The organism is Sphingomonas sp. SL1004 (genome assembly GCF_057815015.1).
Map to the genome: position 1 here is coordinate 950,255 of NZ_JBYMUX010000001.1, position 11,845 is coordinate 962,099.

Consider the following 11,845-nt stretch of genomic DNA (forward strand, 5'->3'; position numbering starts at 1 on the left):
GAAGCGTTCGAGCGTGAAATGGCCTACTGTGGTGCTGACGGCCGTGATTTACGGCGGATGGCTGATGGCGACATCGTTTCACGCGGCGATCCCGACACCGTTTCTGATCGCGATCGGCGGCTGGTTGCTGGCATGGCAGGGATCGCTCCAGCACGAGACGATCCACGGGCACCCGACGCGGTACCACGCGATCAACGATGCGATCGGGTTCGTGCCTCTGGCGCTATGGCTGCCTTACCGCCTCTATCGCCGGAGCCACCGCGCGCATCACGGTGCCGCCGTCATCACCGATCCGCACCATGATCCGGAATCGCGATATCACATGCAGGACGATGGTCTGTCAGGCGTCCTCGGGCGGTTGCAATCGACCTTGGTCGGCCAGATGGTCTTTGGGCCGCCGATCTCGGTTGCGCGGTTCGCGCTCGAGGAGGCGCGGCGCGCGGGTCGGGAGCCGGCGCGGGTCGTGCGGGACTGGGTTCCGCACCTGATCGCGGTCTCCGTAATCCTATGGTGGCTCGATCGGGTCGAATTGGGCGTCGGCCGGTACATGCTGACCTTCGTCTATCCTGGCATGGCACTGACGATGCTGCGGTCCTACGCCGAGCATCGCGCGGATCTGGAAAGCCCAGGACGAGCTGCAAGCGTCGAGCGCGGTGGCCTGCTCGGAATGCTGTTTCTCAACAACAATCTGCATGCCGCGCATCACGAGCGACCGGCACTCCCCTGGTACGAACTGCCGGCGTATCATGCGCAGAACCGGGCGCGGTTCGTCGAGGAGGGGGCGCCGATCTATCGGGGGTATGGCGAGATCGTCCGGCGGTTTGCGCTGAATCCACATGACGACATGATCCACCCGCGTCACCGGAGCCGAGGATCATGACCAACCGGGTCGCCTCGCTTGGAATGTACGATCATCCGGTGCAACACGACGCGAACGACCGGCTGTGGGCGGCGATCGTTCGGTGCCTCCGGGTGCGCGGCATATCGCGGGTGCCGGATCGGCTCGACCGGACGCGTGACGTTCATGCGATCTGGCACGATCCGACGCTGTTGCTCGGGCAGGCCTGTGGATATCCGCTGGTTGTCGATCCGACGCTGACGCTGCGGATCGTCGCCGCGCCGCTATACGACGCGCCGGGGTGCTCCGGCGCTACGCATGCGAGCCTGCTGGTAGCACGTGCCGACGATCCCCGTCTTTCGCTCCAGAATTTTCGCGGGACGCGCGCGGCGATCAACGATCCGCGGTCGAATACGGGGATGAACCTGTTCCGCGCAGCGCTGGCGCCCGTTGCGGGGCAGGGCGCGTTCTTCGACGCGGTGATCGAAACGGGATCGCATCGGGCCAGCATCGTCGCCGTCGGCTTGGGCAGGGCGGACATCGCCGCGATCGATTGCGTGACATACGCCGCGATCGCCCGGTCCGAGCCCGGCCTGACATCGGCGTTGAGGATCGTGGCGCAGAGCCCGGCGTCGCCGACCCTGCCGTTCGTGACGGCGGCCGCGACCGATGCCGAGACCGTCGCTGCGCTTCGGTTCGCGCTTCATCAGGTGATGCTCGATCCAGATTTGGCCGATGTTCGCGACACCTTGTTCCTGGCCGGGATCGCCCCCGCCGGCGAAGCGATGCTCGCCCCGATCGTCGCGCTTGAGGTCGACGCCGTCCGGGCCGGCTATGCGGAGTTGCGCTGATATGTCGAAGGAGTCCACCATGGCACACACCGCCGCACCGCTGGATCTGACCGCGGCGATCGAGGAATTGCGCCTGGCGCGCGCATCATGGCGGCAGGATGCCGGGGGGCGGCACAACGTCGCGCGATTTCCCTCCCAGGCCGAGACCGCGCGCGCGATCGAGGATCTGGTCGCAGCGCTGTTCCCGGGGCGGCTCGGTGCATTTGCCGGACCGCCGGACCTGGAGGACGTCTTCGTCGAGACGCGGTTGCGCCGTGCGCTGGCAGGCTTGCAGCGACAGATCGAAAGCGAGTTCGACTATTGGCAGGAGGAGGCGCTGCTGTCGTTCGACGTCAGCCAGGCGGCGATGATCGTCGGGCTGTTCGCCGCCGAACTGGGACCGATCCGCGAACTGGTCGACGATGATGTCCGGGCGGCGTTCCTCGGCGATCCGGCGGCGCGCAGTGCGGACGAGATCCTGGTCTGCTATCCCGGCGTCGTCGCGATCCTGTATCACCGGATCGCGCACGCGCTGTACGGCCTCGGCGCGCCGATCGTTGCGCGGATCATTTCCGAACTCGCCAACAACCGGACCGGGATCGACATTCATCCGGGCGCGACGATCGGGCGGAGCTTCTTCATCGATCACGGCACCGGCGTGGTGATCGGCGAGACCGCGATCATCGGCGACCGCGTGCAAATCTACCAGCACGTCACCCTCGGCGCGCGCAGTCCTCTCGGCGTCACCGAGGTCTCGCCGCGCGAACGGCTCGCACGGCATCCGATCGTCGAGGACGACGTGGTGATCTATGCCGGCGCAACGATCCTCGGTCGCGTGACGATCGGGCAGGGGGCGACGATCGGCGGCAACGTCTGGCTGCTGGAGGACGTCCCGGCGGGCAGCGTCGTGGCACAGCCGACCGCGGTGATCCTGGCGGGCGATGCCGCGGTCCAGTTGCATGAGGCGCTACGGGGGCGTGCGACATGATGCGGTTCGCGTGCTGTCGCAGCGACGACGGGCCGATCAAGCCGGTGATCGGCGTGCTGTGCTGTAACGAGATCGCCGACCGCCCGGTTCAGGCGGTCGCGACGCGGTTCGTCGAGCCGCTGGTACGCTATGCCGGCGCGACCGTGCTGCTGGTGCCGGCCGTGGCGGATGCGATGGATACGCGCGCGCTGGCGGGACGGCTCGACGGACTGTTGCTGACCGGATCGCGGTCGAACGTCGCCGGCGCGCGCTACGGCAAGGCGGATGCGGCGGACGATACGCTGGACCTCGACCGCGATGCGGTGGCGCTTGAGCTGGCGGGGCGGATGATCGAGGCAGGGCGGCCGGTGTTCGGCATTTGTCGCGGTCTGCAGGAACTGAACGTGCTGTTCGGCGGCACGCTGACCGAGACGTTGCAGGACGGGCATCACCGCTCGACCGACGATGCGACCGCGTACGAGACGCTGTTCGATCATGTCCATGACGTGACGTTGTGCACTGGCGGCTTGTTGGCGACGGCGATCGCGGAGCCGAGCATCTCGGTCACCTCGGTCCACCGCCAGGGGATCGACCGGCTGGGGGCAGGGCTGAGCATCGAGGCGCACGCGGTGTCGGACGGGCTGGTCGAGGCATTCTCGGCGCGCCCCTGCGGCGGCGACGTGCTGGCGGTGCAATGGCATCCCGAATGGGACGTTGCAGCACGCGCATCCAGCCGCGCATTCTTTTCACTTATCGGACAGTCGCTTGGCACCTATCGGGACCGCTGAGTGCGTTCGGAATTTTCACGCATACGCCGAAATCGTCACAGAACGATCCACTACAGGGACCAAGACATGATCAAGTATCGTACCGCGTTGGCTATCGCCGCCTCGACCCTCGCCTTCGTCGGCGCGCATGCCGCTTCGGCGCAGGATGCCCCGGCCGCAGCAGAACCGGCGGCCGCGGCATTGCCCGATACGCAGGACGAGATCATCGTCACGGGGACGCGCGCCGTCGGCCGATCGCGGCTCGACAGCGCATCGCCGGTCGACGTGCTGAGTTTGGCGGCGTTGCAGCGGCAGGGGACCACCGAACTCGGCGCGGCGCTGTCGGCGATCGCGCCCTCGATCGACTTCCCGCGGCCGTCTGCGGTCGATGGTACCGATGCGATCCGCCCGGCAACGCTGCGCGGTCTGTCGCCCGATCAAACGCTCGTGCTGATCAACGGCGTGCGCGGGCATACCGCGGCGTTGCTCAACGTCGGCGGCTCGGTCGGGCGCGGCTCGGCGGCGGTCGATCTTAACACTATTCCCACTGTGGCGCTCGACCGCATCGAAGTGCTGCGCGATGGTGCATCGGCGCAATATGGCTCGGACGCGATCGCCGGCGTCGTCAACCTGCGGCTGCGCGAGGCGCGGTCGGGCGGCGGTGCGACGGTCAATTACGGCTTCTATAACACCGACATCGACACCGCGCGCGGCAGTCGCGACACGAACGGCGAGCATGCCGTCACCGTTTCCGGCTGGCAGGGCGTCGGCTTCGGCGAGGACGGCTTCCTGACCGTGTCGGGCGAATATCTGAACCGCCAGGCCACCAACCGCGCCGATTTCGACCCACGCGTCACACCGAACCGCGTCACTGGCCGGTTCGGCGATCCGCAGGTCGAACAGTACAGCATCTTCGCCAATGCCGGCACGACACTGACGGGAACCTGGAAGCTGTACGGCTGGCTAGGCTATCAGGACCGCGACACCCGCAGCGCGGCGTTCCCGCGCCTGACAAGCGCGGCGACGACGCTCGCCGGCTATCCGAACGGCTTCCTCCCGCTGATCAACACCAAGTCGCGCGATATCAACTCGGCGATTGGCATCAAGGGAGAGGTCGCCGAATGGAACGTCGACCTGAATGTCAGCTATGGCCGCAACAAGATCGGTTTCCGCACGCTGAACTCCGCGAACTACGCATACGGTGCAGCGACGCCAAAGGACTTCTCGGACGGCGCGCTCGTCTATGACCAGCTGGTCGCCGGACTCGACGTCAGCCGCAAGTTCGACATCCTGCAGGGACTGAACGTCGCGTTCGGCCTCGAAGGGCGCCGCGAAGGGTTCCAGATCCAGGCCGGCGAACTGGCGTCCTACGGCGCGCCGACGACCGGTGCAGTTGTGGGCGCGACGCAGGGCGCACAGGGGTTCGGCGGCTTCTCGCCGTTGAACGAGGTGGACCGTCACCGTCGCAACGGTAGCGTGTATCTCGATCTCGAAGCGCAGGTGACCGACAAGCTGTTGATCGGCCTGGCGGGCCGCGGCGAGGATTATTCGGACTTTGGCAGCACCGCCACCGGCAAGGTCTCGGCCCGCTATGACTTCGCTCCCTGGTTCGCGCTGCGCGCCACCGCGTCGACCGGCTTCCGTGCACCGGCGCTGCAACAACAATATTTCACGCAGATCGCCAGCGTCATCCAGAACGGCTCGCCGATCCTGACCGGCACCTTCCCCTCGGTCAGCGCGACCGCATCCGCGCTCGGCGGACTGCCGCTCGAGCCGGAGAAGTCGACCAACCTCTCGGTCGGTACAGTGGTCCGGTTCGGTGGGTTCGACCTGACCATCGACGCCTACCGGATCCACATCCGCGACCAGATCGGCCTGTCGGAGAATCTCACGACCTCGAACACGCAGTCGGACGCGGTGAACGCGGAGATCCGGCGGCTGCTCGCCCAGTCGGGTACCGGCGCGACCGCTGCACGCTTCTTCATCAACGGCCTGGCCTCGACGACCAAGGGCATCGACGCGGTCGCGCATTACCGATTGGCCACCGACGCCGCGGGCAGCTTCGATCTAACGATCGCGGGCAATATCAACGATGCGAACGTGACCCGTGTGCCGACCTCGACGTCGACACTGAACCCTGCGCCGATCCTGTTCGCGCGTAGCCGCATCCTGACGCTGGAGGACGGTACGCCGGGCGAGAAGGTGACGGGCTCGATCGACTGGTCGCTCGACCGGCTAGGTGCGCTGGCGCGCGTCACCTATTACGGTGACGTCAACCAGCCCGGCACGACCGAAGCCGCCGACGTGCACAGCGGCAAGAAGGTCATCACGGACGTCGAACTGCGTTACCAGGCCAAGAAGGGCGCACAGCTCGGTCTCGGCGTCAGCAACCTGTTCGACGTCTATCCCGATGCGACCACGCCGGCGAACAATTCGACCGGCGTGATCGGCTTTCCGTACTACTCGCCGTTCGGGTTCAATGGCCGCTATGTGTATGCGCGGGCTGGGTTAAGTTGGTGATAAATCCTATCGTTACGATAGGGTATTGCGTCGATCGATCATCGGCGATAGCTTTTGGTTCCAGAATCAATGTTGCGCGATGCAATCGTAATTCTGCGTTCGTCACCACGGAGACCAGTTCATGAAGAAAATCACGATCGTGCCAATGATTGCAGTCCTGGCACTTGGCCTAGCAGCTTGCTCCAAGACTGCAGAGCCGTCGAATGTCGCTGCCGTTGACACGAACACGGTCGTCGAGGAATCGGATGCTAACTTCTCTGCGGTCGATGGCGTGGATACCGAGAATTCGGCAGACCTCGTAAACGTGACAGAGACCAACACGACCGGCAACGCACTCTGATCGGCTGGGCGGCGCTGTGCTGAATAAGTAGCGTTGTCCGATTATAAAAAACTGCTCAATACGGCCTGAACGGATAACATTTCCCAATTGATCGGGGAGTGTTGTCCGTTTGCGTTTGTGGCATTATTACTGCAAAAAAACCGCTTCTTTTACTTGGTCGTATTTTTGCTTCCGTTCGCCGCTGACGGAAAAGAATTATATTCCCATTCAGTTGATATGTATTAGAACGGGGTAACGTCAAGGCGAAGTGAAGCTCCCTAGACGGACCCTCGTGGTCCAGCGGTCCCCTTCCGCTGGGCCACGATTTTTATGCGGCGACGTGCGCCTGACTGCGGAAGTCGCTATTCGACTTCGCTCCCGGTGAACCGAGGCCGTAATCGTCGTTCGGATCGCCCGTCCGGACGCAGACGGATTGACGCGGATCGCGCGCGCTCCCAGCGGTTACGCTCTCTACGGCGATCGCGGGCCAGTCCGCGCGCCCTTGTTGCAGAATGTCAAAGCCGATGCGCCTTCCTCGCCTGTTCAGCCGTCCCTCCAACGACATGGCGATCGACCTCGGCACGGTGAACACCGTCGTCTATCTGCGCGGGCAGGGGATCGTGCTCAACGAACCCTCCGTGGTCGCGATCGAGACGCGCGACGGCGTACAGCAAGTGCGGGCGGTGGGGGCCGAGGCCAAGCTGATGATGGGCAAGACGCCCGACGGGATCGAGACGATTCGGCCGATGCGTGACGGCGTGATCGCCGACCTCGACGTCGCCGAGCAGATGATCAAGTTCTTCATCGACAAGGCCCATGGCGGCCACAGCCGCTTGCCGCGTTACCCCGAGATCGCGATCTGCATCCCGTCCGGCGCAACTTTGGTCGAGCGCCGCGCGATCCGCCAGGCGGCGTCGAACGCCGGCGCACGCAAAGTCTTCCTGATCGAGGAGCCTATGGCAGCGGCAATCGGTGCAGGTCTGCCGGTGACCGAGCCGGTCGGCGCGATGGTCGTCGATATCGGCGGCGGCACGACCGAAGTCGCGGTGCTGTCGCTCCGGGGACTCGCCTACAGCACGTCCGCCCGTGTCGGCGGCGACAAGATGGACGACGCGATCGCCTCGATGATCCGGCGGAAACACAACCTCATGATTGGCGAGGCGACAGCGGAGCGGGTGAAGCTCGCGGTCGGCATGGCGCGCATCCCGGATGACGGCGTGGGCGAAACCATGCGGGTAAAGGGTCGCGACCTGCGCGCGGGTGTGCCGCGGGAAATAGAGGTCACTCAGGCGGACATCGCGGCGTCCCTGAGCGACCTGATCGGCCAGATCGTCGAGACCGTGCTGACGGCGCTCGAAAAGACCGAGCCGGAACTGGCGGCGGATATCTGCGACCAAGGTATCGTCATGACCGGCGGCGGATCATTGTTGGCGCGCCTCGACGAGGTCTTGTCGGATGCGACGGGCCTGCCGGTGATCGTCGCAGAAAATGCGCTGACGTGCGTGGCAATCGGCGCCGGGCGCGCGATGGAAGAGCCTGTCTACCAAGGCGTGATGACCGAAATATAATCTGGGTTAATTCCGTGAGGTGATTGTTCCACGCAATATGCCGATCACCGACTGAAGAATTTCCGCTTTAAGGCTTTTCTTACAACGGCCTATTCGCCGAAGTCGTATTTTCCTCGCGACGATTGCGAGGGATGGTGACCGGACGCAGTTGGAGAAGCGGCATGAAAAACAAACGTCCCGATGGGATTGCCGACTATTCCGGTCCTGCAGGCGGCTGGGGCGCGCTCAAGGCGGTCGCGGTATCGCTGAAGGCGCAGCAGATCGTCGTGCGCGGCGGCCAGACGCTGTTGAAGTCCAACCAGCCCGACGGTTTCGACTGCCCGAGCTGCGCTTGGCCCGACCCGAAGCATACCTCGTCCTTCGAATTCTGCGAGAACGGCGCCAAGGCTGTCGCCTGGGAATCGACCGCGAAGACGATCGGCGCCGAGTTTTTCGCCAAGCATAGCGTATCCGAGATCTGGAAGCAGAGCGATCACTGGATCGAGGACCAGGGCCGCGTCACCGAGCCGCTCCGCTACAACGCGGCGACCGATCACTACGAGGTCGTGAGCTGGGCGGATGCGATGCGCGAGATCGGCGCGGGTCTTGCGGCCGTGCCCGATCCCAACCAGGCAGAGTTCTACACCTCGGGTCGCTGCTCGAACGAGGCGGCGTTCCTGTTCCAGCTGTTCGTGCGGCTGTACGGTACCAACAACTTTCCCGACTGCTCGAACATGTGCCACGAGGCGACCTCGGTCGGGCTGCCGAAGTCGATCGGGATCGGCAAGGGCACTGTCAGCCTCGAGGATTTCGACCATGCCGACCTGATCCTGTCGATCGGCCACAACCCCGGCACCAACCATCCGCGGATGATGGCGACACTGCGCGAAGTGTCGAAGCGCGGTGGCAAGATCATCGTCTTCAACCCGCTCAAGGAGCGCTCGCTCGAACGCTTCGAATCGCCGCAGTCGGTGGTTGAGATGGCGACGATGTCGGCCACCCCGATCGCGAGCAGCTATTACCAGGTGAAGGTCGGCGGCGATGCCGCGGCGCTGAAGGGTATCGCCAAGGCGCTCGTCGCGCTCGACGAGGCGGCCAAGGTGTCGGGTGGCGAACGCGCGCTCGATCATGCGTTCATCGCCGAGCATACCGCGGGGCTCGACGAGTATATCGCCGATCTCGCCACCACCGAATGGGCGGATATCGAGCGCTCCAGCGGGCTCTCGCGCAGTGATCTCGAAGAGGTCGCGCTGGCGTACTCGAAGTCGAAGTCGACGATCTGTTGCTACGGCATGGGCGTCACGCAGCATCGCACGGGCACGACCAACGTCCAGCAGATCGCTAACCTGCTGCTCCTTCGCGGCAACATGGGCAAGCCGGGCGCGGGCATCTGTCCGCTGCGCGGCCACAGCAACGTCCAGGGCGACCGTACCGTCGGCATCACCGAGCGGCCGATGCCCTTGCTGCTCGACAACATGCGCGACGTGTTCGGGTTCGAGCCGCCGCGCGAGCACGGCCATTCGGTCGTCGAGAGCATCGCCGCGATGCGCGACGGCAAGGCCAAGGCGATCGTCTGCCTCGGCGGCAATCTCGCAATCGCCTCGTCCGATCCGCAGGCGTGCGCAGAAGGGTTCCGCAATCTCGATCTGGCGGTGCACATCACCACCAAGCTCAACCGCACGCAGTTGCTGATGGCGAAGGCCACGTATGTGTTGCCGTGTCTGGGGCGGACCGAACTCGACATGCAGGCGACCGGCCAGCAGTCGGTGACGGTCGAGGATTCGATGTCGATGGTCCACGCCTCGCGCGGGTTCCTGATGCCGCCGGGCGAGAACGTGAAGTCGGAGATCTGGATCGTCGGCGAGATCGCCAAGGCGACCTTCGCCGCCAAGGGCCGCGCGCCGGTCGAGATCGACTGGGACGCGTATGTCGGCGACTACAGCCTGATCCGCGACAAGATCGAAGCGGTGTTTCCCGCGTTCGCCGATTACAACGCGCGCATCCGCAAGCCGGGCGGCTTCCACCTGCCGAACTCGGCGGCGATGCGCGAGTGGAAGACGGACAGCGGCAAGGCGAATTTCCTCGTGACCAAGGGCGCCGAGGAGGACGAGGGCGCGGGCGATCCGACCGTGCTGCGTTTGACCACGCTGCGCGCGCACGACCAGTACAACACCACCGTCTACAGCCTCGATGATCGCTATCGCGGTGTGTTCGGGCGTCGCGACATCCTGTTCATGAACGAGCGCGACATGGTGCGGCTCGGGCACAAGGAAGGCGATGTCGTCGATATCGCCACCGCGCTGCAGTTCGCGCGGCCCGACCGGGTCGTGCAGAAGCTGATGCTGGTGCGGTATGCGCTGCCCGATGGTTGCGTCGCCTCCTATTATCCCGAGACGCAGCCGTTGATCGCGCTCGAGGATCACGATCCGCAGAGCTTCACCCCCTCCTATAAATCCATCCCGGTGACCGTCCGTCCCGCCGCTGCCGACCTGGGGTCGGATCGCGGCGTGGTGCGCGCGGGGATCGTCGGCCACGATAGCAAAGTCCCCTTATGAGCACTGGTTATTCGTCGACGATCGACACCTACGCGACCCTCGCGGCGACCAAGGCGGAGGCGTTGCGGCGCTCGCCCCCGGGGTTCTTTGCGGGCGCGATCCTCGCCGGCACGTATATCGGCATCGCGATGATCCTCGCGCTCAGCACCGCGTCGGGGCTGGAGCCCGGCGTGCGCCCGCTGGTGATGGGCGCGACCTTCGGGCTCGGGCTGATCCTGACGGTATTCGCGGGCGCGGAGCTGTTCACGGGGTATGTGATGTATCTCGGCTTCGGTCTTGCACGGCGGACGATCACGATCGGTGACGCGCTCAAGCTGGCGGTCGTGGTGTGGATAGGCAATCTCATCGGCGGCGTCGTCCTGTCGCTGGTGTTCGCGGCAGGCGGTGGCGGCGCGATCTTCGCCAACGCCGATGCGATGTTCCACGGCTATGTGCTGCACAAGGTGTCGGTCGACGCGACCGCACTGCTGGCACGCGCGATCCTGTGCAACTGGCTCGTCTGCCTGGCGATCTGGACTGCGGCGCGGATGACGGGCGATGCCGCCAAGTGCATCGCGATGGCGTGGATCCTGCTCGCGTTCGTCGCTGCCGGGTTCGAGCATTCGGTCGCCAACATGACTGCGCTCACGCTTGGCCTGCTGGTGCCGCATTCGTCGATCGATCTCGCTGGGATGGTCCGCAATCTCGCGATCGTCACGGTGGGGAATACGATCGGCGCGTTGGTGTTCGTGGTCGGCGGGTATCTGGTCGCGTCGAAGACCGATGGGGTCGTTGCGCCCGCCAAGCGCGGCTAACCTGATCCTCCTCCGCTAGGGGGAGGTGGCGCTGAAAGCGGCGGAGGGGGAGGAAAGGGAACCGCTGCTCCGTGTCCTCCCCCTCCGTCTGGCAAGTGCCAGCCACCTCCCCCTGGCGGGAGAGGATCTCAGAACTGGATCACATCGCGCCGTCGCGGATCGTTTCCATCGCGACGAAGGTCGAGGTGCTGGCGACATGCGGCAGGCTCGAGATGCGCTCGCCCAGCACTTCGCGATACCGGCGGATATCGGGCGTGCGGACCTTCAGCAGATAGTCGAAGCTGCTCGCGATCATGTGGCATTCCTCGACCTCGCGGATCGCGAGCACCGCGCGGCGGAACGCGTCGAGCGCCGCCTCGCGCGTGTCGGACAGCTTCACCTCGGTGAAGGCGATGTGATCCAGCCCGAGCTTGACCGGATCGAGCACCGCGCGGAACCCGCGGATATAGCCCTGGTCGAGCAGGCGTTTGAGCCGGACCTGGCAGGGCGTCTTCGACAATCCGACGCGGCGCGCGAGTTCGGCGACGGACATTCGGCCATCGTCGCGGAGCAGGTCGATGATGCGTCGGTCGAACTGGTCGATCTCACTGCCATGATCTACTTTATCAAACACTTCACCTCTCCAGACGTGTAAAAATGGTCCGTCCGACCGTTGTTTGGCTATCGATAAGGCGGATCGCCATTCGCGTCCATGCTACGATCTGGCCA

10 protein-coding genes are annotated in these 11,845 nt (G+C 65.0%); 9 read left to right on the forward strand and 1 reads right to left on the reverse strand.

The annotated features are described in order from the left end of the window. Nucleotides 1-64 precede the first annotated feature (64 nt). The 9 genes from AC3D24_RS04235 (at nucleotide 65) to AC3D24_RS04275 (ending at nucleotide 11,137) form a co-directional block, all read left to right on the forward strand. Nucleotides 65-880, forward strand: coding sequence for a fatty acid desaturase (locus tag AC3D24_RS04235; protein ID WP_489028498.1), 816 nt, complete (start codon nucleotides 65-67; stop codon nucleotides 878-880). Beyond that, entirely contained in the window at nucleotides 877-1,689 is an 813-nt protein-coding gene (locus AC3D24_RS04240) for a phosphate/phosphite/phosphonate ABC transporter substrate-binding protein (RefSeq protein WP_489028500.1), read from the forward strand. The genes AC3D24_RS04235 and AC3D24_RS04240 overlap by 4 nt, the downstream gene beginning before the upstream one ends. 19 nt (nucleotides 1,690-1,708) lie before the next feature. Next, a complete protein-coding gene (epsC, locus tag AC3D24_RS04245; RefSeq protein ID WP_489028502.1) occupies nucleotides 1,709-2,656 on the forward strand; it encodes a serine O-acetyltransferase EpsC in 948 nt (315 codons plus the stop codon). Then, nucleotides 2,653-3,423: a gamma-glutamyl-gamma-aminobutyrate hydrolase family protein gene (locus AC3D24_RS04250; protein ID WP_489028504.1), complete on the forward strand. Its 771-nt coding sequence runs from the start codon at nucleotides 2,653-2,655 to the stop codon at nucleotides 3,421-3,423. The genes epsC and AC3D24_RS04250 overlap by 4 nt, the downstream gene beginning before the upstream one ends. 66 nt (nucleotides 3,424-3,489) lie before the next feature. Then, the gene (locus AC3D24_RS04255) at nucleotides 3,490-5,922 is read left to right on the forward strand and encodes a TonB-dependent receptor plug domain-containing protein (protein WP_489028506.1); all 2,433 of its coding nucleotides are present in this window, start codon (nucleotides 3,490-3,492) and stop codon (nucleotides 5,920-5,922) included. A 121-nt stretch (nucleotides 5,923-6,043) separates the two neighbouring features. Next, nucleotides 6,044-6,262: a hypothetical protein gene (locus tag AC3D24_RS04260; protein WP_489028508.1), complete on the forward strand. Its 219-nt coding sequence runs from the start codon at nucleotides 6,044-6,046 to the stop codon at nucleotides 6,260-6,262. 503 nt (nucleotides 6,263-6,765) lie between these two features. Beyond that, on the forward strand, nucleotides 6,766-7,809 hold the full coding sequence (locus tag AC3D24_RS04265) for a rod shape-determining protein (protein ID WP_489028510.1): 1,044 nt from the start codon (nucleotides 6,766-6,768) through the stop codon (nucleotides 7,807-7,809). Nucleotides 7,810-7,970: 161 nt separating this feature from the next. After that, the gene (locus AC3D24_RS04270; RefSeq protein ID WP_489028512.1) at nucleotides 7,971-10,343 is read left to right on the forward strand and encodes an FdhF/YdeP family oxidoreductase; all 2,373 of its coding nucleotides are present in this window, start codon (nucleotides 7,971-7,973) and stop codon (nucleotides 10,341-10,343) included. After that, nucleotides 10,340-11,137: a formate/nitrite transporter family protein gene (locus tag AC3D24_RS04275; protein ID WP_489028514.1), complete on the forward strand. Its 798-nt coding sequence runs from the start codon at nucleotides 10,340-10,342 to the stop codon at nucleotides 11,135-11,137. Before AC3D24_RS04270 ends, AC3D24_RS04275 begins: the two co-directional genes overlap by 4 nt. A gap of 139 nt (nucleotides 11,138-11,276) precedes the next feature. Here AC3D24_RS04275 and AC3D24_RS04280 read toward each other — a convergent pair whose 3' ends face one another. Then, the gene (locus AC3D24_RS04280; RefSeq protein WP_489028516.1) at nucleotides 11,277-11,750 is read right to left on the reverse strand and encodes an Lrp/AsnC family transcriptional regulator; all 474 of its coding nucleotides are present in this window, start codon (nucleotides 11,748-11,750) and stop codon (nucleotides 11,277-11,279) included. Nucleotides 11,751-11,845: the final 95 nt, after the last annotated feature.